Origin of the sequence: Pseudomonas sp. S30_BP2TU TE3576, assembly GCF_050436025.1 — a bacterium.
In the GTDB taxonomy this organism is placed as follows: domain Bacteria; phylum Pseudomonadota; class Gammaproteobacteria; order Pseudomonadales; family Pseudomonadaceae; genus Aquipseudomonas.
Window position 1 is genome coordinate 976,022 of the sequence record NZ_JBNDLK010000001.1, and the last position, 22,794, is coordinate 998,815.

21 protein-coding genes are annotated in these 22,794 nt (G+C 61.7%); 16 read left to right on the forward strand and 5 right to left on the reverse strand.

Annotation, left to right across the window (positions count from 1 at the left end):
• The first annotated feature begins 9 nt into the window (after positions 1–9).
• The 3 genes from ABIA48_RS04360 (at position 10) to ABIA48_RS04370 (ending at position 4,503) form a co-directional block, all read left to right on the forward strand.
• A complete protein-coding gene (locus ABIA48_RS04360) occupies positions 10–1,617 on the forward strand; it encodes a carboxyl transferase domain-containing protein (RefSeq protein ID WP_429487191.1) in 1,608 nt (535 codons plus the stop codon).
• A gap of 118 nt (positions 1,618–1,735) precedes the next feature.
• Entirely contained in the window at positions 1,736–2,548 is an 813-nt protein-coding gene (locus ABIA48_RS04365) for a gamma-carboxygeranoyl-CoA hydratase (protein WP_429487192.1), read from the forward strand.
• Positions 2,548–4,503, forward strand: a complete 1,956-nt coding sequence (locus ABIA48_RS04370; protein ID WP_429487193.1) for an acetyl/propionyl/methylcrotonyl-CoA carboxylase subunit alpha — start codon at positions 2,548–2,550, stop codon at positions 4,501–4,503. Before ABIA48_RS04365 ends, ABIA48_RS04370 begins: the two co-directional genes overlap by 1 nt.
• A 39-nt stretch (positions 4,504–4,542) precedes the next feature.
• Here the strand turns inward: ABIA48_RS04370 and ABIA48_RS04375 are convergent, their stop codons facing one another.
• Positions 4,543–5,190 (reverse strand): LexA family protein, encoded by a 648-nt coding sequence (locus tag ABIA48_RS04375; protein WP_429487194.1) that lies wholly within the window; start codon positions 5,188–5,190, stop codon positions 4,543–4,545.
• 129 nt (positions 5,191–5,319) lie between these two features.
• Here ABIA48_RS04375 and ABIA48_RS04380 point away from each other — a divergent pair, with 129 nt between their 5' ends.
• Positions 5,320–5,667 (forward strand): DUF6124 family protein, encoded by a 348-nt coding sequence (locus tag ABIA48_RS04380; RefSeq protein WP_429487195.1) that lies wholly within the window; start codon positions 5,320–5,322, stop codon positions 5,665–5,667.
• Positions 5,668–6,146: 479 nt separating this feature from the next.
• Entirely contained in the window at positions 6,147–7,298 is a 1,152-nt protein-coding gene (locus tag ABIA48_RS04385; RefSeq protein ID WP_429487196.1) for a M14 family metallopeptidase, read from the forward strand.
• A 104-nt stretch (positions 7,299–7,402) separates the two neighbouring features.
• Here ABIA48_RS04385 and ABIA48_RS04390 read toward each other — a convergent pair whose 3' ends face one another.
• Entirely contained in the window at positions 7,403–7,948 is a 546-nt protein-coding gene (locus ABIA48_RS04390; protein ID WP_429487197.1) for a cytochrome b, read from the reverse strand.
• On the reverse strand, positions 7,945–9,030 hold the full coding sequence (locus ABIA48_RS04395) for a catalase family peroxidase (protein WP_429487198.1): 1,086 nt from the start codon (positions 9,028–9,030) through the stop codon (positions 7,945–7,947). Before ABIA48_RS04395 ends, ABIA48_RS04390 begins: the two co-directional genes overlap by 4 nt.
• Positions 9,031–9,193: 163 nt before the next feature.
• Here ABIA48_RS04395 and ABIA48_RS04400 point away from each other — a divergent pair, with 163 nt between their 5' ends.
• Positions 9,194–9,700 carry a sigma-70 family RNA polymerase sigma factor gene (locus ABIA48_RS04400; RefSeq protein WP_429487199.1) on the forward strand — a complete coding sequence of 169 codons (507 nt, stop codon included), beginning with the start codon at positions 9,194–9,196 and terminating at the stop codon, positions 9,698–9,700.
• A complete protein-coding gene (locus ABIA48_RS04405; protein WP_429487200.1) occupies positions 9,697–10,449 on the forward strand; it encodes an anti-sigma factor family protein in 753 nt (250 codons plus the stop codon). Before ABIA48_RS04400 ends, ABIA48_RS04405 begins: the two co-directional genes overlap by 4 nt.
• A 141-nt stretch (positions 10,450–10,590) precedes the next feature.
• Here the strand turns inward: ABIA48_RS04405 and ABIA48_RS04410 are convergent, their stop codons facing one another.
• On the reverse strand, positions 10,591–11,427 hold the full coding sequence (locus tag ABIA48_RS04410) for an IclR family transcriptional regulator (RefSeq protein ID WP_007992815.1): 837 nt from the start codon (positions 11,425–11,427) through the stop codon (positions 10,591–10,593).
• A 246-nt stretch (positions 11,428–11,673) separates the two neighbouring features.
• On the opposite strand from ABIA48_RS04410, the gene ABIA48_RS04415 reads away from it, so the two are divergent.
• The 9 genes from ABIA48_RS04415 (at position 11,674) to ABIA48_RS04455 (ending at position 21,786) form a co-directional block, all read left to right on the forward strand.
• Positions 11,674–12,699: an ABC transporter ATP-binding protein gene (locus tag ABIA48_RS04415; RefSeq protein WP_429487201.1), complete on the forward strand. Its 1,026-nt coding sequence runs from the start codon at positions 11,674–11,676 to the stop codon at positions 12,697–12,699.
• Positions 12,696–13,565 carry an ABC transporter permease gene (locus ABIA48_RS04420; RefSeq protein ID WP_429487202.1) on the forward strand — a complete coding sequence of 290 codons (870 nt, stop codon included), beginning with the start codon at positions 12,696–12,698 and terminating at the stop codon, positions 13,563–13,565. Before ABIA48_RS04415 ends, ABIA48_RS04420 begins: the two co-directional genes overlap by 4 nt.
• A 6-nt stretch (positions 13,566–13,571) precedes the next feature.
• On the forward strand, positions 13,572–14,366 hold the full coding sequence (locus tag ABIA48_RS04425; protein WP_429487203.1) for an ABC transporter permease: 795 nt from the start codon (positions 13,572–13,574) through the stop codon (positions 14,364–14,366).
• 7 nt (positions 14,367–14,373) lie between these two features.
• Positions 14,374–14,664 (forward strand): (2Fe-2S)-binding protein, encoded by a 291-nt coding sequence (locus tag ABIA48_RS04430; RefSeq protein ID WP_095966538.1) that lies wholly within the window; start codon positions 14,374–14,376, stop codon positions 14,662–14,664.
• A gap of 685 nt (positions 14,665–15,349) precedes the next feature.
• Complete coding sequence (locus tag ABIA48_RS04435; protein WP_429487204.1) at positions 15,350–16,705, forward strand: FAD-dependent oxidoreductase; 1,356 nt, start codon at positions 15,350–15,352, stop codon at positions 16,703–16,705.
• Positions 16,702–17,817, forward strand: coding sequence for an NAD(P)/FAD-dependent oxidoreductase (locus tag ABIA48_RS04440; protein ID WP_429487205.1), 1,116 nt, complete (start codon positions 16,702–16,704; stop codon positions 17,815–17,817). The genes ABIA48_RS04435 and ABIA48_RS04440 overlap by 4 nt, the downstream gene beginning before the upstream one ends.
• An 18-nt stretch (positions 17,818–17,835) precedes the next feature.
• On the forward strand, positions 17,836–18,882 hold the full coding sequence (locus ABIA48_RS04445) for an ABC transporter substrate-binding protein (RefSeq protein WP_429487206.1): 1,047 nt from the start codon (positions 17,836–17,838) through the stop codon (positions 18,880–18,882).
• A 267-nt stretch (positions 18,883–19,149) separates the two neighbouring features.
• On the forward strand, positions 19,150–20,274 hold the full coding sequence (gene zapE / locus ABIA48_RS04450) for a cell division protein ZapE (protein ID WP_429487207.1): 1,125 nt from the start codon (positions 19,150–19,152) through the stop codon (positions 20,272–20,274).
• Between the two features lie 198 nt (positions 20,275–20,472).
• Positions 20,473–21,786, forward strand: a complete 1,314-nt coding sequence (locus ABIA48_RS04455; RefSeq protein WP_429487208.1) for a leucine-rich repeat-containing protein kinase family protein — start codon at positions 20,473–20,475, stop codon at positions 21,784–21,786.
• Between the two features lie 101 nt (positions 21,787–21,887).
• On the opposite strand, the gene ABIA48_RS04460 is transcribed toward ABIA48_RS04455, so the two are convergent.
• Positions 21,888–22,595, reverse strand: a complete 708-nt coding sequence (locus tag ABIA48_RS04460; RefSeq protein WP_007989141.1) for a YebC/PmpR family DNA-binding transcriptional regulator — start codon at positions 22,593–22,595, stop codon at positions 21,888–21,890.
• Positions 22,596–22,794 lie beyond the last annotated feature (199 nt).

The following is a 22,794-nucleotide window of genomic DNA, read 5'->3' on the forward strand; positions in this document are numbered from 1 at the left end:
GAGCTGTCCATGGCTACCCTGCATACCCAGCTCAACCCCCGTTCAGCGGAGTTCGCGGCCAACAGCGCGGCGATGCTCAAACAGGTCGACGCCCTGCACACCCTGCTCGCCCAAGTGGCGCAGGGTGGTGGGCCGAAGGCTCAGGAACGCCACACCTCGCGGGGTAAATTGCTGCCTCGCGAGCGCATCAACCGTTTGCTGGATCCGGGCTCACCGTTTCTGGAAATCAGCCAACTGGCGGCTTACGCGGTGTATGGCGAGGACGTACCGGCGGCTGGCGTGATTGCCGGGATCGGCCGTGTGGAAGGCGTCGAATGCATGATCGTCGCCAACGATGCCACCGTAAAAGGTGGCTCGTATTACCCGCTGACGGTGAAAAAACACCTGCGCGCCCAGACCATCGCCCAGCAGAATCGCCTGCCGTGCATCTATCTGGTGGATTCGGGCGGCGCCAACCTGCCGCGTCAGGATGAAGTGTTTCCCGACCGCGAGCACTTCGGCCGGATCTTCTTCAACCAGGCCAACATGAGCGCCCTGGGCATCCCGCAAATCGCCGTGGTCATGGGCTCGTGCACCGCTGGTGGCGCGTATGTACCGGCGATGGCCGACGAAGCAATCATGGTCCGCGAACAAGCGACGATCTTTCTCGCCGGCCCGCCGCTGGTGAAAGCCGCGACCGGTGAAGTGGTCAGTGCCGAAGACCTCGGCGGGGCCGATGTGCACTGCAAGATTTCCGGGGTGGCCGACCACTACGCCGAAAGCGACGAACACGCCCTGGCCCTCGCCCGCCGCAGCATCGCCAACCTCAACTGGCGCAAGCAAGGTGAGGTTCAGCAACGCACTCCGATCGCCCCGCTCTACAGCAGTGACGAGTTGTACGGCGTGGTCCCGGCCGACGCCAAGCAACCGTTCGATGTGCGTGAAGTCATTGCGCGGCTGGTGGACGGTTCGGTGTTCGATGAATTCAAGGCGCTATTCGGCACCACACTGGTGTGCGGTTTTGCCCACCTGCACGGTTACCCGATCGCGATCCTCGCCAACAACGGCATCCTGTTCGCCGAGGCCGCGCAAAAAGGCGCGCACTTTATCGAACTGGCTTGTCAGCGCGGCATCCCGCTGCTGTTCTTGCAGAACATCACCGGCTTCATGGTCGGCCAGAAGTACGAAGCCGGCGGCATCGCCAAGCACGGCGCGAAACTGGTGACGGCCGTGGCGTGCGCCAAGGTACCGAAATTCACCGTGATCATCGGCGGCAGTTTCGGTGCCGGTAACTACGGCATGTGCGGCCGAGCCTATGATCCGCGCTTTTTGTGGATGTGGCCGAATGCGCGCATCGGCGTGATGGGTGCCGAACAGGCTGCCGGTGTGCTGGTGCAGGTCAAGCGCGAACAGGCCGAACGCAGCGGCCAGGGTTTCAGCGCCGAACAGGAAGCCGAGATCAAGCAACCGATCCTCGACCAGTACGAAGAACAGGGTCACCCCTACTATTCCAGCGCGCGCCTGTGGGACGACGGTGTTATCGACCCGGCCCAGACCCGCGACGTACTGGCCCTGGCCTTGTCCGCGTCGTTGAACGCGCCAATCGAACCGAGCCGCTTCGGCGTGTTCCGGATGTGATTTTCTGTGGGAGCGGGCTTGTGTGGCGAGGGAGCTTGCTCCCGTTCGATTGCGCAGCAATCGTAAAATCGTTTCGCGAGCAAGCCCGCTCCCACAAGGACCGTGGAGACGGACGAATATGAGCGACTTCAACACCCTCGAACTGCAGAGCGATCCAAGGGGTTTTGCGACTCTCTGGCTCAGCCGTGAAGAAAAAAACAACGCTTTCAATGCCGAAATGATCCGCGAACTGATCCTCGCCCTCGACAAAGTCGCGAGCGATGCCAGCCTGCGATTTCTGATCGTGCGCGGGCGCGGCAAGCATTTCAGCGCCGGCGCCGACCTGGCCTGGATGCAGCAATCGGCCGAACTCGATTACGCCACCAACCTCGACGACGCCCGGGAACTGGCGGAGTTGATGTACAACCTGGCCAAGCTGAAAGTCCCGACGCTGGCAGTGGTGCAAGGCGCAGCCTTTGGTGGCGCACTGGGCCTGATCAGTTGCTGCGACATGGCCATCGGTGCCGATGACGCGCAGTTCTGTCTGTCGGAAGTGCGCATCGGCCTGGCGCCGGCGGTGATCAGCCCGTTTGTGGTGCAAGCCATTGGCGAGCGTGCTGCACGTCGCTATGCCTTGACCGCTGAGCGCTTCGGCGGGCAGCGGGCACGGGAAATCGGTTTGTTGTCGGAGAGCTATGCGAGTGCCGAGCTGGAACAGAAAGTCGAACAGTGGATCGACAATCTGCTGCTCAACAGCCCCGCCGCGATGCGCGCCAGCAAGGACTTGTTGCGTGAAGTCGGCGACGGCTCGTTGACCCCGGCCCTGCGCCGCTACACCGAAAACGCCATCGCCCGCATCCGTGTCAGCCCCGAAGGCCAGGAAGGCTTGCGCGCCTTCCTGCAAAAACGTCCGCCGAGCTGGCAAGCCGAAACCACCAAGGAGCCCCGTTGATGAGCGCACCTGTCCTCACTACCCTGCTGGTGGCCAACCGTGGCGAAATCGCTTGCCGGGTGATGCGCACCGCCAAGGCCCTGGGCCTGACCACCGTGGCCGTGCACAGCGCCACCGACCGTGACGCCCGGCACAGCCGCGAAGCCGACATTCGTGTTGACCTGGGTGGCAGCAAAGCCGCCGACAGCTATCTGCAGATCGACAAACTGATTGCCGCTGCCAAAGCCAGCGGCGCCCAGGCGATTCACCCCGGCTACGGCTTTCTGTCGGAGAACGCCGGGTTCGCCCGCGCCATCGAAAACGCCGGTCTGATTTTCCTCGGCCCACCCGCCTCGGCCATCGACGCCATGGGCAGCAAGTCCGCCGCCAAAGCCTTGATGGAAACCGCTGGCGTGCCGCTGGTCCCCGGTTATCACGGCGAAGCCCAGGACCTCGAAACCTTCCGCGACGCCTGCGAACGCATCGGCTACCCGGTGCTGCTCAAGGCCACCGCAGGTGGCGGCGGCAAAGGCATGAAAGTGGTCGAAGACGTCAGCCAACTGGCCGAAGCCCTGGCCTCGGCCCAGCGTGAAGCGCAATCGTCGTTCGGCGACTCGCGGATGCTGGTGGAGAAATACCTGCTCAAGCCACGTCACGTGGAAATCCAGGTGTTCGCCGACCAACACGGCAATTGCCTGTACCTCAATGAACGCGACTGCTCGATTCAGCGGCGGCACCAGAAAGTCGTCGAAGAAGCGCCGGCACCTGGCCTGAGCCCGGAGCTGCGGCGCGCCATGGGTGAAGCCGCCGTGCGTTCGGCGCAGGCCATCGGTTATGTCGGTGCCGGCACCGTGGAGTTTCTGCTGGATGCGCGGGGCGAGTTCTTCTTCATGGAGATGAACACCCGCCTGCAAGTCGAACACCCGGTCACCGAAGCCATTACCGGCCTCGACCTGGTGGCCTGGCAGATTCGCGTGGCCCGCGGCGAAGCATTGCCGATGACCCAGGATCAGGTGCCGCTGGTGGGACACGCGATCGAAGTGCGACTGTATGCCGAAGATCCGGGCAATGATTTCCTGCCGGCGACCGGTCGTCTGGAACTTTATCGCGAATCCGCTCAGGGGCCGGGGCGTCGAGTCGACAGCGGTGTTGAAGAAGGCGACGAGATCTCGCCGTTCTACGACCCGATGCTCGGCAAATTGATTGCCTGGGGCGAGGACCGTGAACAGGCGCGTTTGCGCCTGCTGAGCATGCTCGACGAGTTCGCCATCGGCGGGTTGAAGACCAACATCAATTTCCTGCGGCGCATCATCGGTCACCCGGCATTTGCCGCTGCTGAACTGGATACCGGCTTCATTCCGCGTTATCAGGAACAGTTGCTGCCGGCCCCCTCGGAGCTCAGCAATGATTTCTGGCAAGCCGCCGCCCAGGCGTTTGCCCAGAGCCAACCGCATGCAACCCGTGCCGATGACCCGAGTTCGCCGTGGGCGGCGCCTAATGGGCTGCGCGCTGGCTTGCCGAGAGAAATCACCCTTCACCTGAGTTGTGAAGGCCAGGACCAGGCACTGACGCTGGGCGACATCAATGCCCACAGCGTTCGGCTCAAGGGCGAGTATCTGCTGACCGAGCAGGCTGGCGTGCGCCGTCAACACCGGGCAATACGCCGTGGCGACCATGTGTATTTGCAATGGGATGGCGAGTTGCGTCGCATCGAGTCTTACGATCCGATCAGCGCCGTCGAGGCCAGCCACAGCCATCATGGCGGGCTGACCGCCCCCATGAACGGGAGCATCGTCCGCGTGCTGGTGGAGGCCGGACAATCGGTCGAAGCCGGGGCGCAATTGGTAGTACTTGAAGCGATGAAGATGGAACACAGCATCCGTGCGCCCCACGCCGGGGTGATCAAGGCGCTGTATTGCCAGGAAGGCGAAATGGTCAGCGAAGGCAGTGCGCTGGTCGAACTGGAAGAAGCGTGAAATGAAGATCGGTCCTACGCATCGCGAGGACCGATCTGATCAGAACTTGGCCGTTGCCTGAACCACCACGCCGATGATTCGGCACTCTTCGGTGTACAAGGCTTTCGGATACGTCGGATTGAGCGGGACCAGATAACGCTGCCCGCCCTCTTCGATGAACTTGCGGAAGGTGGCTTCGGCGCTGTCCGGCCACTGGGCAATAACCAGCTTGCCAGGCACGGCTTCCACGGCCGGATCCACCAGGATCAGCATGCCTTCCGGGATGCTGATGCCATTGGGTGCGGTCATCGCGTCGCCTGCTACTCGCAACCAGAACGCCGGCCCCCGGGCGTGGTAATCGGACAATTCGAAATGCCCTTTCCCATACACTGCGACCTCGCCATCGCGCACTTCGGCAGGTTCGCGCCAGTCACTGACCGGGTAGCGGAAATACGGGTTGTACTTCTGCGCCAGAGGGATTCCATCGTCCGTTGACGCCTGCGGTTCCCGGATCACCAGCGCTACTTCGAGAAACTCGAGACCCAGTGCCCGCAGGACACGGTTCATGTCTTCGATGCCGGGTTCACGGCGTTTGTTGAGCCAGTGGCCAATCCCGCCCTGGGACATCCCGAGGCGCTCGGCGAGTATCTCTTGAGTGATTTTGAGTTCACTCATCTTGGCCTTGACCAATTCAATCCATTTATCCATGTGCGGCACGATACGTGGGCGACTCCGGCCATCAAAACACAAATTGTAGTATTTAAATTATCGTCACAAATACACTTCGTACTAGGATCGTTTCACGGATCTGAATCTAACACGGAGCTAGTCATCGCCATGAACATACCCGCCAACGACCTGCACGACATGCAAATCGACACCACCCTTACCTCGCCCCTGGACTCAGCGGCGGCGCAACGCGCGCTGGACTATTACTTGAAACCAGCTGTTTCAGAGGAGGTGGTCGAGCCGCGTTTTTTTGATGTGAACCGCAACATCAAAGGCGAAGAGGCGCTGGTCCACGCATCAGACCTGTTGCGCTGTGCTGCCGCCACCGCGTACGAGTCAGCCAATCACCTGCAAGGCGCAAATCGCGACCTGGCGTTTTCGACAGTGCACATGATCGACATGGCCAGGGCGATGGTTGATCGATCGCTGGAAGGCTATGCAAACGGTTTGAGGTGAGAACGCAAAACAAGAGGACAGGAAAGAATTTCCCTATCGGGCAGGTAAAAACATTTGACTTGCAAACGAGAATGATTACTATTGCACCAACTGGTCGCGAGATCAGTCGATGGACCAGGTGACCTTAGGTCGGTCTCCTGGACTATCTCCTCATCAGGCTAATCACGGTTTTTGACCCGGCTTTTTGCCGGGTCTTTTTTTGCCAGTTTTTCTGGCTTTGGCTTCAGGCTAATGAAGTCTTCAGGTGTCGCAAATTCGATGGCGCGGATGATAGCAAAAGAATGCCAGCTGGCAAGAAAAGCCCGGCATCATTGGTTCTAACCGACGACAAATAGCGCTTGAGAGTCAATCGCACAGCCTCTAAGCTGCGACAGCGTCAAGGAGGACGCCCCCACCTCTGCACCCCGCAATTTCCTTCGGTTTCACCCCACTCTTGCGTGTAAAGTAGCCGCCATAAAAATCATATTCAGGACCCGATTATGAGCGTGGCTAAATCCTCTTTCGACATCAGTGCCAACTTCGACAGCGGCAACATCCAAGTCATAGACATCAGCGATCCGCTCAAACCGCTTCTGGCCATTCGCCCGGACACCCGCAGCGCCCATTTTCAGTGGTTCCACTTCAAGGCCAGCGGCCTGCACGTCGGCCAGGAGCACTGGTTTCGCCTGAACAATGCCAGCCAATCTTCCTATAACAAAGCCTGGACCGGTTATCAGGCAGTGGCGTCCTACGATCATGTCAACTGGTTCCGCGTACCCACCATTTTCGAAGGCGACTGCCTGCGTTTCTGCCTCGAGGCCGAGCAGACCCACGCCTGGTTCGCTTACTTCGAGCCCTACAGCCGTGGCCGCCACGACTGGCTGATCGAGCAGGCACTGACCAAGGCCGGCACCGAACTGCTGGCCACCGGCAAGAGCGTCGAAGGCCGCGACATCCAGTTGCTGCGCAAAGGCACCGGGGCCGAAGGCCGACGCAAGGTGTGGATGATTGCCCAGCAACATCCAGGCGAGCACATGGCCGAGTGGTTCATGGAAGGCGTGATCGAGCGCCTGGAAAAACAAGACGACCCTGTGCTGAACAGACTGCTGGCCAGCGCCGACCTGTACCTGGTGCCAAACATGAACCCGGACGGCGCTTTCCACGGCCACCTGCGCACCAACGCCATGGGCCAGGACCTCAATCGTGCCTGGCAGAGCGCCAGCCAGGAAGCCAGCCCGGAAGTGCTGTTCGTTCAGCAGCAGATGGAACAGTACGGCGTCGACCTGTTCCTCGACATCCATGGTGATGAGGAAATTCCTCACGTATTCACCGCCGGTTGCGAAGGTAATCCAGGCTACACGCCACGGATCGCAAAGCTTGAGGAACACTTCCGCAGCCACCTGAAGCACACCACCAAAGACTTCCAGACCAAGTACGGCTACACCCGCGACGAACCGGGCCAGGCCAACATGACGCTGGCCTGCAACAGTGTTGGCCAGAAGTACGACTGCCTGTCGCTGACCCTGGAAATGCCCTTCAAGGACCACGACGACCATCCGAACGCGGAAACCGGTTGGTCGGGCAAGCGTTCGAAGCAACTGGGCAAGGATGTGCTGACCACCGTTGCGGATATGGTCGATACCTTGCGCTGATCACCCTTTCAAGATCAAAAGATCGCAGCCTTCGGCAGCGCCTACAGGAATCGGCGTACCTCTGTAGGCGCTGCCGAAGGCTGCGATCTTTTTTCAGGCGGCGATTAACCGCGATCCTTGCCCCGCAACATGCTGTCCAGTACTTCATCTCGCCGCACCCAGCCGTGAAACAACGCGGCCGCCAAATGCAGCAACACGGTCAGAAACAGTAGATACGCCAGATACCCGTGCGACTTGCGCAAAAACGCAAACATCTGCGCGTTCGCCGGCACAATCGACGGCAACTGTAACGAACTGCTGAGCATCACCGGTTCACCCGAGGCCGAAATCATCGCCCAACCCAGCAGCGGCAAGACCAGCATCAAGGCGTACAGCAACACATGCGACGCCTTGGCCGCCAGCGCTTGCCAGCCCGGCAGATCCGCCGGCAGCGGTGGCTGCGTGGTGGAAAAGCGCACCACCAGCCGCACGATCACCAACAGCAAAATCGCGATGCCCAAGGGTTTGTGCAAATGAATCAGCCATTCATGACGCTCGGACACCGAGGCAACCATGCCGGCACCGATAAACAGCATGGCGATGATCATCAGCGCCATCAGCCAGTGCAGCAGACGCGCCAGTGGAGCGAAGTGGTTCGGTTGGGTGCTCATTGCCGGGTCTCCTGTTTGGCGGCGGGCAACTGGCTGACTTCGCTGGTGCGACGCAGGTAGGAATTGGCGTAACCGGCTGAACGAGCGGCGAGCAACGGGTCGTCGGAACCTTCGATCCCGGCAGGCAACACCAGCGGGTCGTAGTTGATATCACGGCATTCGCCGTTGAGTTGCGGCTGGGTGCTTTCCAGCACCAGCGTGCCGGCATTCAACACCTTGCGCCCCTCCGGCCAGGCTTTGCTGGCGTCGTTGACCGGATCGCCGGGATTGGCCAGTGTGATGTTCAACTGCCAACGCAGCGGGCCGGCGGCTATACGCTGCACCAGGTCTTTCTCGAGGAAATCATTGCCTTGCGGTGCCGTGGCCCCCGGTGCGTCCTGGGCCAGTGGCACCATGTTCCAGCGCACGGCCTGGCGTTGGCCGGCGGCGTTGACCAGGTAGAACGCATTGACGCTGTTGTAGTTTTCGGTCACGTAACTGGCCGACGGTTTGGCGGTTTTGATCCAGGCCAGGAACGGTGCGGCTTCCGGGTGCGAAGCAAAAAATGCGGGCACCGCCTTAGGGTCCGGTTTGCCGGTGGACGGGTCTGGCGACTGGGCTTTTTGCAATTGATAGAACGCCTCGGGCGTGCCCACAGGGAACACCGGCATGCTGTTCATCCCCGTGCGCCACTGCTGGCCGTTGGCTTGAGTGAAACGCAAAGCCATGCTGCGGATCGGCACGGCACTGTCCGGTGCGTAGGGATTGCCGGCCGGCAAGGCGAAACGCCCAACCACCGGCGTCCGCGCTTCGTTGAACACCTGAGCGGTGGAATAACTGCGTACCTCGCCGCTGCTCTCGAAATGCCCGATCACGCACACGCCTTTGGAATGGTTGCGTCGGAAACCGGGATGCACGCCATTGTTGGTTTCCAGTACGTTGATCAGTTTCTTCGGCGTCAGGCGCTGTGGGTCAAAGGTGCCATTAACGTAGGCAAACGCCCCAGCCATTGCGGCAACGACCACGGCAATGCCGGCCAGACGCAATGTCAGGCTCGCCGCACTCAAGGGTGGCCGGGTTGGCGGTGATGATCGATCTACCATGAAAGACTCCAGGGCCATCGGCCACAAGTGAGAAGAATCAAGCAGACGAACCGCACACCGGTTTATTCCTGCGTGCGGTGTTTATTTTTTTTTGCGTGGAATAACCTCGAGTGCCGGGCGTCTTCCTGGTCCACAATCCAGCGTAGTGGCTAGTCAGAACTTCATGAACGATATCGACGAACAACTGAGAGAAATCATTCCCGGATTGCGGCGGTTTGCCGTGTCGTTGACGCGCAACACCAGCAGCGCTGACGACCTGGTGCAGGCGAGCCTGGAGCGAGCGTTGTCGAGTTGGGGCGGCAAACGTCCCGAGGGCGATTTGCGCGCCTGGCTGTTCTCGATTCTCTATCGGCAGTTTCTCGATGCGCACCGCCGCTCCCGGCGCTATGCACGCATGCTCGAATTCTTCACCGGGCGTGATGATGCACAGCCCTCGGTGGAGCGTTCCGTGATTGCACAGTCCACCCTCAACGCCTTCGATCAACTGCCCACCGAACAACGGGCGCTGCTGCTCTGGGTGTCGGTGGAAGGCTTGAGCTACAAAGAGGTCGCCAAGATTCTCGACGTACCCACCGGCACCGTGATGTCCCGCCTGTCCCGGGCTCGCCAGGCCCTGCGCCAACTCAGCGATGGCGAAATCAACCGCCCATCCCTGCGGAGACTCAAATGATCAGCATGCCCCCAAGCGAGCGTGACCTGCACGCCTACGTCGACCACCAACTCAACGACGCCGACCGACACCTGGTAGAGACTTTTCTGGCCGGCAATCCGGAAATTTCCGCGCAAGTGTGCGCCTGGCAACTGGACGCCCGGCAACTGCGCACAGCCCTCGGCGGCGCCTTGCAGCAACCGGCCAACCCGGAGCTCGATCCGGCCGTGATTCGCCAACGCCTGAAACGCCAATCGCGGCAACATCTGGCCAGCGCGGCCGTATTGCTGATCGCGGTCAGCGTCGGCGGCTTCAGTGGCTGGCAGGCCCGTGAGATGACCTTCACTGGCGCACAGCTGCCGATGACCGATGCGCTGCAGGCCTATCGTCTGATTGCCCAGCAAGGGATCCTGCCAGCCGACTACAAGGCCAGCGACGACGGCGACATGCAGGGCTGGCTCGACCGTTATTTCACCCAGGCCAATCGCTTGCCTGACCTGTCGAGGGCAGGCTTCAAACCGGCCAGCGGGCGCTTGCTCAGCACCGAACAAGGGCCGGCGGCAATGGTGGTCTACGAGAATGAGGGCGGGCAGAAAATCAGCTTCTACGTGCGCCCACCGGGACCGAAAAACTTCATGCTGCCAAGAGGCAGTCGCAGTGATGGCGACTTGCAGGCCGAGTATTGGTCGGGGAGCGGTTACAACTATGCGATGGTCAGCCCGGCAGATACGCCGGCAGCGCAGATGCTGAGGCAGACCGCGCAGTTCTAATCACACCCACAGAACATGAATGGAACACTGTTCTATTGTGGGAGAGGGCTTGCTCGCGAAAGCGGAGTGTCAGTCGACATTCATTTATCTGATACACCGCCTTCGCGAGCAAGCCCGCTCCCACAGGGGATCGGTGGTGACTCACCCCTGTCCAAATATTTGAGAAGGCCGCCGCAGCAACGGATCGAACGGATTGATCCGCGGCCCGATCAGCGCCGCTTCACGCTTGAGCATTTCCACCACCGTCGGCAAGCGATCCGGCCCCAGGCGATCACTCACGGTCGCCACGCTCAACGCCGCCACCGCCCGGCCTTCACGGTCAAGAATCGGCACCGCCACACCGGCCATGCCCTGCAGCACCCCGGTGTTGCGCCCGGCGTAACCGAGCTTGCGCACATTCTCGACTTCCGAGCGCAGGAACACCTCGTCATACAGATGGAAATCCTTCAGCCGCGGCAGGTTGTAATGGATCACCGTGTCGCGCTCCTCTTCCGGCAGGAACGCCAGGATTGCCAGGCTGCCCTGCCCCACCCCCAATGCCACGCGCCCGCCGATGTCACCGGTGAACGTACGAATCGGAAACGGCCCTTCACTGCGATCCAGGCAGATTGCATCAAAGCCGCTGCGCGCCAGCAGAAACAACGAATCCCCCAGCGATGCCGAAAGCCGTAGTAACGCCGGGCGCACCAGTTCGCGCAAGTTGCCGCTGTTGCCCGCACGGGCGGCCAGTGCAAAAAAATCGAGGCTCAGTCGATAGCGTTTGCTGCGCGCGTCCTGCTCGACCATGCCCTCATCCATCAGGTTGCGCAGCAAGCGGTGGGTGGTCGGTTGCGACAAACCGATGTGTTGCGCCAGTTGCGTCACGCGCTCCCCGCCCTCGACGGTATCGCCCAGCGCACGCAGCACCGCAAACAGTCGTGAGACGGCGCCGACACCGACGTCATTTTTATTTTCATTCCGCTCAATGGAATCAGACATTAATTTTCTCGACAATTAATTTACTCACCGAATGAAACTGAAAATAGTCAGCGCTTCAGTGAAATAGGCCATTGAGCCCATCCTAGTCTTCGTCCTAATCTGCGTCCAGACAGGGGCGATTCGAACAACAGCGGCAGCCGACTCAAGTCGAGCGCCAACGCCCCCCGGAATCATTTTTTCGTATCTGCCCATACAAAAAAGCGCGCCTTCGGGCGACGCATAACAATCTCAGGTGGAGGCGCAGTCATGGCTTTTGTGCAACTTGAAAAACTCGGCAAACGCTACGGTGAAATCGACGCCGTGGTCGCCACCGACCTCTCGGTGGAGAAAGGCGAATTCGTTTCCCTGCTCGGCCCTTCCGGATGCGGTAAAACCACCACCCTGCAAATGATCGCCGGCTTCGTTGAAGTCACCAGCGGGCGTATCGTCCTGGACGGTCGTGACATCACCCATGCCAAGCCCGCCAGCCGTGGCCTGGGCGTGGTGTTCCAGAGTTACGCGCTGTTCCCGCACATGACCGTCAAGGACAACGTCGCCTTCGGCCTGCGCATGCGCAAGGTGCCGAATGCCGAGATCCGGCAGCGGGTTGAGCGGGTACTGAAACTGGTGCGCCTGCATCAGCATGCCGAGCGCTACCCACGGGAGCTGTCCGGCGGCCAGCGTCAGCGTGTAGCTCTGGCTCGGGCTTTGGTGATCCAGCCACCGGTGCTGCTGCTCGATGAACCGCTGTCCAACCTCGACGCCAATCTGCGCGAAGAGATGCAATTCGAGATCCGCCGCATCCAGCGTGAGGTCGGCATCACCACGCTGATGGTCACCCACGACCAGTCTGAAGCCCTGTCGATCAGCGACCGCGTGGTGGTGATGCAGGCCGGACGCATCACCCAGATCGACGCGCCCTACACCCTCTACGAACACCCGCGTACCGAGTTCATTTCCGGGTTCGTCGGCAAAGCCAACCTGCTGCCCGGTGAACGCGACACGGCCGGTGTGGTTCAGGTGTGCGGACGTGGCGATGGCGACCTGACCCTGAGCCTGCGCCCGGAGAAAATCGACCTGCGCGAGGCTGGCGTTGGTCGCCTGCAAGGCAAGGTCAGCAGCCGTTTCTTCCTCGGCAGCCAATGGCTGTACGGTGTGTCGACGACCCTGGGCGAACTCTGCGTGGTGCGCCGCAACGACGGCTCGGCACCATTGAGCGAAGGCACGCCGGTTGGCCTTGACTGGGACGCAGCGCTGTTGCGGGTACTGAGCGTCGATGAGGTGACGGCATGAGTGCACTCGCCGCCATTCGCCAGGGGCGTCAGGGTTACCTGCTGTCGGCGCCCGCCCTGGCGTTGTATGTCAGCCTGCTGGTGATCCCGCTGATGCTGACGCTGCTGCTGTCGTTCAACGTCTTCGACTACGGCTCGGGGATCAAGGGCGACGCCTACACCATCGAACACTACGACAGCCTGCTGGGCGATCCGTACTTCTACGAGATTTTTCTGCGCACCCTGTGGATCAGCGCCCTCACCACCTTGCTCTGCGTGCTGATCGGGGTTCCCGAAGCGTACATCCTCAGCCGCATGGGGGCGCCGTGGCGTTCGATTTTTTTGATCCTGATCCTCACTCCGCTGCTGATCTCGGTCGTAGTACGCGCCTTCGGCTGGAGCCTGCTGCTCGGCGCCGACGGCCTGATCAACCAGACCCTGCAAGCCTTCGGTGGCTCGCCGATGAAGCTGCTCTACACGCCGTTCGCGGTGGTGATTGCGTTGGTTCACGTGATGCTGCCGTTCATGATCATTCCGGTGTGGACCTCGCTGCAGAAACTCGACCCGGCCGCTGAACAAGCTGCGTTGTCGCTGGGCGCCGGCCACTTCACGGTGATTCGCCAGGTGGTATTGCCGCAGATCATGCCCGGCATCCTGTCCGGCACCCTGATCGTGTTCGGCCTCGCCGCCAGCTCCTTCGCCATTCCCGGCCTGCTCGGCGGACGTCGCCTGAAGATGGTCGCCACGCTGATCTACGACCAGTACCTGTCGGAACTCAACTGGCCCATGGGCGCGGCCATCGCCGTGGCTCTGCTGCTCATCAACCTGCTGATCATGCTGTCGTGGAACCGCATGATCGAAGGCCGCTACAAGAAGTCATTGGGATAATTCGTCATGTCCAGGAACGGTTCTTTCGCCCTGCTGTTTCACACCCTGGTGGTGCTGTTCATGCTCGCACCGCTGGTGATGGTGTGCCTGGTGGCCTTCACTCCCCAGAACACCCTGAGCCTGCCGACCACCGAGTTTTCCCTGCGCTGGTTCCGGGCCGTGTTCGAGCGCGCCGACTTTGTCGATGCCTTCTACAACAGCCTGATTCTGGCGTTCAGCGCGGCCAGTCTGGCGACGCTGATTGCCGTGCCGGCGGCGCTGGCGATCACTCGTTTTGAATTCCCTGGCCGGGATTTTTTCAACGGGCTATTTCTGTCGCCAATCATCATTCCGCACCTGGTACTGGGTGTGGCGCTACTGCGTTTGTTTGCGCTGATGGGGGTCAACGGCAGCTTTGCCTGGCTGATCTTCGCCCATGTGCTGGTCATCACCCCGTACGTACTGCGACTGGTGCTGGCGTCGGCCATCGGCCTGGATCGCAGCGCCGAACACGCCGCGCAATCCTTGGGTGCCGGGCGTTTCACGCTATTCCGGCAGATCACTTTGCCGATGATCCTGCCGGGGGTCGCCGGTGGCTGGCTATTGGCATTCATCAACAGTTTCGACGAAGTCACCCTGTCGATCTTCGTCACCTCGCCGGCCACGCAAACCCTGCCGGTACGCATGTACGTCTACGCCACCGAATCCATCGATCCGATGATGGCGGCGGTGTCGGCGCTGGTCATCGCGCTGACCGCGCTGACCATGATTCTGCTCGATCGGGTCTATGGCCTGGATCGGGTTCTGGTGGGCAAACAATGAGGGCGCCATGGCTCTGCTGAAACGACTGGCCGAAGGCGACCGCCCGGTCCTGGACTTTACTCTCGACGGCCAACCGGCCAGCGGCTTGCTCGGCGACACCGTGCTGACAGCGGTGCTGACCTGCAGCGATCACCTGCGCGGCAGCGACTTCAGCGCCGAACCGCGCGCCGGCTTCTGCCTGATGGGCGCCTGCCAGGACTGCTGGGTGCGCCTGGGCGATGGCCGCCGGGTACGTGCGTGCTCGACGTTGCTAGAAGCCGGGCAACACATCAACCGCGAACCGGGGCGATCGATATGAACACCCACTCCAACTACAGAAACCGAATCCCCTGTGAGAGCGCGCTTGCCCGCGAAAGCGGCCTGCCAGTCAACATCTCAGCGGCATGGGGCGCCGTCTTCGCGAGCAAGCCCGCTCCCACAAGGGGCCGGCGTCGTGCACAAAAACCGTGGTCATCCCCGATCAACTGTGGGAGCGCGCTTGCTCGCGAAAGCGGCCTGCCAGTCAACATCTCAGCGGCATGGGTCGCCGCCTTCGCGAGCAAGCCCGCTCCCACAAGGGGCCGGCGTCGTGCACAAAAACCGTGGTCATCCCCGATCAACTGTGGGAGCGGGCTTGCCCGCGAAAGCGGCCTGCCAGTCAACATCTCAGCGGCATGGGTCGCCGCCTTCGCGAGCAAGCCCGCTCCCACAAGGGGCCGGCGTCGTGCACAAAAACCGTGGTCATCCCCGATCAACTGTGGGAGCGGGCTTGCCCGCGAAAGCGGCCTGCCAGTCAACATCTCAGCGGCATGGGTCGCCGTCTTCGCGAGCAAGCCCGCTCCCACAAGGGGCAGGCGTCGTGCACAAAAACCGTGGTCATCCCCGATCAACTGTGGGAGCGGGCTTGCCCGCGAAAGCGGCCTGCCAGTCAACATCTCAGCGGCATGGGTCGCCGTCTTCGCGAGCAAGCCCGCGCCCACAAAAGCACAGCAGCCGAGGTACGCATGAAACCTGTCGTCGTCATAGGCGCCGGCCCTGCCGGTATTCGTGCGGCGCAAACCCTGGTCGCCCACGGCGTTCACCCGGTGCTGCTGGACGAAGCTGCACGCGGCGGCGGACAGATTTATCGGCGTCAGCCGGCCAACTTCAAGCGTTCGCCAGTCAAGCTGTATGGCTTCGAAGCGCGCAAGGCCAGTGCGTTGCACCAGACCATCGACGAGTTGCGCGAACTGCTCGATTACCGCCCTGAAACCCTGGTGTGGAATGCCGAGGACGGCGCCCTCGACACCTTGCAGGACGGACGTGCCGCACGACTGGAATTTTCCCGGGTAATCGTCGCCACCGGCGCCACCGACCGGATTTTACCGGTGCCGGGCTGGACGCTACCCGGGGTCTACAGCCTCGGCGCGGCGCAGATCGCCTTGAAGTTTCAGGGTTGCGCCATCGGCGAGCGCGTGGTGTTCGCCGGCAGCGGCCCGCTGCTGTACCTGGTCGCATATCAGTACGCCAAGGCGGGCGCCAAGGTGCTCGCAGTACTCGACAGCTCCCCCTTCAGCGCCCAGGCTCGTGCCCTGCCCGGCCTGCTGTCACAACCGGCCACACTGGCCAAAGGCGTCTATTACCGTGGCTGGCTGACCGCCCACGGCATCCCGGTGCATCAGGGCGCCACCTTGAAACACGTCGCAGGCGAACAACGGGTGCAGGTGCTGATCTGGTCCGACGCAAAAGGCGAACATCGACTGAACTGCGATGCCGTCGCCTTCGCCCACGGCCTGCGCAGCGAAACCCAGCTCGCCGACCTGCTCGGCTGCGACTTTGCCTGGAACCCGCTCAATCGCGCCTGGCTCCCACAACGCGATCGCGCCGGGCGCAGCAGCGTCGCCGAGGTATACCTGGCCGGTGACGGCGCCGGGATCATGGGCGCCGACGCCGCGGAAATGGCCGGCGAACGCGCCGCATTGGCGTTGCTCGAAGACATCGGCTACCTGATCCCGACGCAGCGCACCCTACAGCTTGAACAGGTGCTGGAACGCATCGGCGATTTTCGTCAGGGCCTGGAACGCGCCTTCGCCTTTCCCGAGAACTGGGCTGCCGACATCGCCGATGACGTGATGGTCTGCCGCTGCGAAGAAGTCCGCGCCGGTGATATTCGTGAAGTGGTGCGCGAGGGTCACTGGGAAATAAATCGGGTCAAGGCCCATTGCCGGGTCGGCATGGGCCGCTGTCAGGGACGGATGTGCGGCGCGGCGGCAGCGGAGATCATCGCCTGCGAAAGCCAGCGCGCGGTGTCCGACATTGGCCGGCTACGGGCCCAGGCCCCCATCAAGCCGCTGCCCTTTGGCCTGGAGATCGACGCATGATCGAAGTCGACGCAGTGATCATCGGCGGTGGCATCGTCGGTGCTTCGGCGGCGCTGTTTCTTGGCAAGGCCGGGCGTCGCGTGGTGCTGCTGGAGCGGGACTTCTGCGGTTCGCATTCCAGCGGCGTCAACTACGGTGGCGTCCGCCGCCAGGGCCGACCGTTATCGCAATTGCCGCTGTCGCAACGTGCCCACGCCATCTGGGCGCAGCTGCCGCAATTGATCGGCATCGACGGCGAATATCAACGCAGCGGCCACCTCAAACTCGCCCGCAGTACAGACGATTTGCGTGCCCTGCAAGACTACGCCGCCAGCAGCCAGGGCTTCGGCCTCGACTTGCAGGTGCTTGACCGCACCGAACTGCGCAGCCGTTTTCCATGGGTGGGAGACGTTGCGGTGGGCGCCTCGTATTGCCCGGATGACGGTCACGCCAATCCGCGTCTGGTGTCCCCTGCATTCGCCCGGGCAGCGCAGCGCCACGGTGTGCAGGTGCATGAACAATGCGCGGTCAGTGCCGTTGAACACGACGGCCAGCGCTTTTGCGTACGCACGCAAAACGGCCTGCAGTTGCGCGCACCCTGGCTGCTGAACTGCGCCGGGGCTTGGGCGGGCAGCATCGCCGCGCAATTCGGCGAACCGGTGCCGATGCATTCCGGGCACCCGGCAATGCTGGTCACCGAACCCCTGCCATTGGTGATGGATGCCAGCACCGGCGTCGAGGGTGGCGGCATCTACGCGCGACAGGTCACCCGGGGCAATTGCGTGTTGGGTGGCGGCCAGGGCTTTGCGCTGGACGACGCCCGCGCCCGCCCCGGTCAAGGCGCCGTGCTGGAAATCCTGCGCCAGGCCGTCGAGCTCTATCCGTTTCTTGAAGGTGCCCAGGCGATTCGTACCTGGAGCGGCACCGAGGGTTACCTGCCTGATCGCCAGCCGGTGATCAGCCACAGCCGTACCCAGCCCGGTCTGTTGCATGCGTTCGGCTTTGCCGGCGCCGGTTTCCAGATCGGCCCGGCGGTGGGCCAGGCGCTCACCGAGATCATCTGTAGCGGCGCGTCAAAGACGTCGCTGGATGCGTTTTCCATCACCCGGTTTCACTCCATCTCCGTAGCTTGATAGAGGAAGGTCGCGCCAATGAAAAACCTCAAACGCAACGCACTGCTCGGTTTGTCCTGCATGAGCGCCCTGCTCACCATCACCCCGGCCCACGCCGAACCGACGCTTTACCTGGGCATGAACGGCGGGACCATGGAGCGGCTTTACGCCGACAAGGTACTGCCGGCTTTCGAGAAGGCCAACAACGTCAAAGTGGTGATCGTGCCCGGTACCTCCGCCGATATCCTGGCCAAGGTCCAGGCCAGCAAGGACAACCCGCAGATGCATGTGATGTTCCTCGACGACGGCATCATGTACCGCGCCATCGCCATGGGCCTGTGCGACAAACTCGAAGACAACCCGACCCTGGCACAGATTCCCGACAAGGGGCGGATCAAGGATCAGGCGGTGGCCGTCAGCCTCGGTGTCACCGGGCTGGCCTACAACACACGCCTGTTCAAGGAGAAAGGCTGGAGCGCGCCGACCTCGTGGATGGACATGGCTGACCCGCGCTTCAAGGACAAACTGGTGTTCCAGTCGATGGCCTCCTCCACCTTCGGCCTGCACGGTTTCCTGATGTTCAACCGGATTCAGGGCGGTAGCGAAACCAACGTCGATCCGGGCTTCAAGGCCTGGCCAAACACCGTCGGGCGCAACGTGCTGGAATATATTCCAAGCTCGGCAAAGATTTCAGAAATGCTCCAGACCGATGAAGCGGCGCTGTTCCCGCTGACACCGACCCAGGTCACCGCCCTGAAGCTCAAGGGCATGCCAGTGGAATACGCACAACCGAAAGAAGGCGCCGTGGTGCTCAACGTCGCCGAATGCGCCATCGCCAACAACACGCAACCGCAACTGGCGCAAAAACTGGCCGAGTTCCTGCTCACCCCCGAAGCCCAGGCCGCCGCGCTTGAGGACGGCGACCAGATTCCTTCCAACCCCAATACCCCGACCTCCGAACGAACCCGTGGGCAGGTCGAAGCGATGCAACAATACCTGGAGACGGCAATCGCGGTGGATTGGGATCAGGTCAACGAACAGCGCCCCGCGTGGAATGCACGGTGGAACCGGAACATCGAGCGATAGGCGACTGACACGACTGCGTTTCGCAAACGACACCCCCCTGTAGGAGCGAGCTTGCTCGCGATGGACGTCAACGATAACGCGTGCTGCCTGAGTGCCCGCGCTATCCAGAGTTTTTCGCGAGCAAGCTCGCGCCTACAGGCCCTTCCAAGTGACCGGTCGGAACCGCTCCGACGCGCACTGACACAACTGGAAGCAAATTCCCTGCTCTGGTTACACTATGTCGCCGCAGCTCGGGGAGCCTGCCCGCACAGCAGAGGTGACATCTCAGTGGCCGTTCGACCGCCCAATCGTTCGCGAATCAAATCGCGCTGGCAATCGTTGCGTCGCCTTCTCGGCAATGCACCGGCCGCCGGCAGCGCCGAGGCAGGCGAGGTTATCCACGACTACTTTCGCTACCAGGCCCATTCCCGGGGCTACACCCTCAGCCACAGCCAACAACGCGTGATCGACTGGATGGCCCGGCATGCCTGCATGCTGATGGGCGCTTCGACGAAACACTGCCCCGGCCTTTACCTGCATGGTGCCGTAGGGCGCGGCAAAAGCTGGCTGCTCGACGGGTTTTTCCGGGCCATTCCCCTGGCGGAAAAACAACGCCTGCACTTCCATCAGTTTTTCGCCCAACTGCACCAGGGCATGTTCAAGCACCGCGAACAGGCCGACGCCCTGGCGATCACCCTCGATGAGCTGCTCAGCGATTGCCGGGTGCTGTGTTTCGACGAGTTCCATGTGCATGACATCGGCGATGCAATGCTCATCACCCGGTTGTTCAAGGCACTGTTCCAGCGCGGCATCCTGGTGCTGGTCACCTCCAACTACCCGCCTGCAGGCCTGCTGCCCAATCCGCTGTACCACGCACGTTTCAAGCCGGTGATCGACCTGATCAATGCGCGCATGCAAGTGATGGAAGTCGGCGGGCCGCACGATTATCGCAGCCAGGCCCGAACCCACGCACAACAGTTGTTCACCCAGGGCCATTACGTCTGGCCGGCCAGCGCGGCGCAGCGACGGTCATTGAATCTGCCGGATCGTGACCTCCCACCTGTTTGCTTGCCAGTGGGCACCCGGCATTTCCAGGCACGTTTGTGCGAAGGGCGCAGCATCGGTTTTACCTTTGCCGACCTGTGCGACCAACCCACGGCTGTGATGGACTACCTGGAGCTGTGTCGCCATTTCGACCGCTGGATCATCGATGACCTGCCGCCGCTCGGTGAGTGCTCGATTGCCGCCCAGCAACGTTTCATCAACCTCATCGACGTGCTCTACGATCAGGACAAGCACTTGACGCTGCTCGGGCAGCACGCCTTGCGCGAAAGCCTGGACGGCGATGCCATTGATCTGGCACGCACCCGCAGTCGATTGGCGCAACTGGCGGAAGTCAGCGAACCGGCCTGAGCGATATTATTTTGTCGTATTGAAGGGCCCCTTCGCGAGCAAGCCCGTTCCCACATTGGATCTGTGCCACGACAAAAGTCCAATGTGGGAGCGGGCTTGCTCGCGAAAGCGGCCTGACAGTCGTCACATCTTTCCCGCTATCATGTCGCCCATTTCCAGGGCCACGCGCCCTCCCCTTGGTTAATGGCGAATCTGTTCATGCATACCCTTGCTCAATTGCGTGCCGGCGAGTTGTCGGGCATCACGCGGCTGGATCTGGTCGACGGCCTCACCGAATTCCCTCGGGAGATTTTCGATCTGGCCGACTCGCTGGAAGTGCTCAACCTCAGCGGCAATGCCTTGAGTACCCTGCCCGAGGACTTGCATCGCCTGACCCGCTTGCGCGTGCTGTTCTGTTCCGATAACCGCTTCACCGAGTTGCCGGCCTGCCTGGGCCAATGCGCTGCACTGACGATGATCGGCTTCAAGGCCAACCGCATCGCCCGCGTGCCCGCAGAGGCGCTGCCACCGTTGCTGCGCTGGCTGATCCTGACCGACAACTGCATCGAAACCTTGCCGGCCGAACTGGGAGAGCGCCCGTATCTGCAGAAACTCATGCTCGCCGGCAACCGCTTGCAAGCACTGCCGGAATCAATGCGCCAGTGTCATCGACTGGAGCTGATCCGCATCGCCGCCAACCAGTTGACCGAGTTGCCGCAATGGTTGCTGCAATTGCCGAGCCTGACCTGGCTGGCCTATGCCGGTAACCCGCTGGAAACCGAAGCCGATGCCGCGGCCCTCGACGCCACACCCCGCATTGACTGGTCGGCATTGCGTCTGGAGAAAAAACTCGGCGAAGGTGCATCCGGAGTGATTCACCAAGCCGTTTGGCAATCGGCTGAGCAGCCACCCATGGCCGTTGCGGTGAAGCTCTACAAGGGCGAAATGACCAGTGATGGCTCACCGCTGCACGAGATGAATGCCTGTATCACCGCCGGCCTGCACCCGAACCTGATCCGCGTCGAAGGGCGGATTGTCGATCACCCGCAACAAACCGCCGGGCTGGTGATGCAACTGATCGCACCGAGTTACCGCAACCTCGCTGCGTTGCCGAGCCTGGCGTCGTGCAGCCGCGACATTTACCCCGACGACTTGCGCTTCAGTGCCACGGTGGCGCTGCGCATTGCCTCGGGCATTGCCTCGGTGGCCGAACACTTGCACGGCCATGGCATCACCCATGGCGACCTCTACGGGCACAATATTTTGTGGAATGAACTTGGCGACTGCTTGCTGGGGGACTTTGGTGCGGCGTCGTTCCACGCGATTTCCGACAGCCTTGAAAGCCGTGCCTTGCAGCGGATCGAGGTGCGGGCGTTCGGAGTGTTGTTGGGGGAGTTGCTGGCGCGAATCGACTCGGGGTTGAGCGATGAGCTGCGTCGGACGCTGGAAGATCTGGAGCGGCGTTGCTGTCAGCCGCAAGTGCTGGCGCGGCCGGGGTTTGGTGAAGTCGTGGAGCAACTGAAAAATCTGTGACCGCTGCGCGGTCATTCGCGAGCAAGCCCGCTCCCACAGGGACAGCGCTAAACCTGTGGGAGCGGGCTTGCTCGCGAAGACGGTGTCACTGGCGAATCAGATCAACCCGCCAACCCGACAAACATGTCCTGCACGTCGTCGTGGTTATCGAGGCCTTCGAGGAACGCTTCGACTTCCGCCATCTGCTCATCGCTCAGGCCGCTGACCGGGTTTTTCGGCTGGTAGCCCAGTTTGGCCGACAGCACGGTGAAACCTTGTTCCGGCAGGGCTTTCTGTACCGCGTCGAGGTCGGTCGGCTCGGTCAGGAACAGGGTCGTACCCTCTTCTTCACCCGGCTCAAAATCCTGTGCACCGGCTTCGATGGCGGCCATCTCCGGATCGGCGTCCGGGGTGTCGGGTGACGCTTCGATCATGCCGACATGGTTGAAGTCCCAGGACACCGAACCGGAAGCGCCCAGTTGGCCCTTGCGGAACGCCACGCGGATCTCGGCGACGGTGCGGTTGATGTTGTCGGTCACGCATTCAACGATCAGCGGCACCTGATGCGGTGCGAATCCTTCATACGTCACGCGATGGTATTGCACGGTTTCGCCCAGCAGGCCCGCGCCCTTCTTGATGGCGCGATCCAGTGTTTCCTTGGGCATCGAGGCTTTCTTGGCCTGTTCGACCACCAGACGCAGGTGTGCGTTGGTGGCGGTATCGGCACCGTTGCGCGCAGCAATGGTGATTTCTTTCACCAGTTTGCCGAAGATCTTGCCCTTGGCATTGGCTGCCGCTTCTTTGTGTTTAACCTTCCACTGTGCGCCCATTTCTCACTCTCTTATCTGTGGCATCTGTGGCGCCGAGACATCTATTGGCCGACGCTTTGCACAAGTTTATACGGCCTAAAGTTGGCAATCGACCAAAAAATCCCTACCAGCATCGACATCTTCACCAGCGGTTGTAGGGCGATTCTGAAATGTCGATTTGCGCTGCCCGCAAAGCGCTGGGGTTTCGTACGCTTTGCGC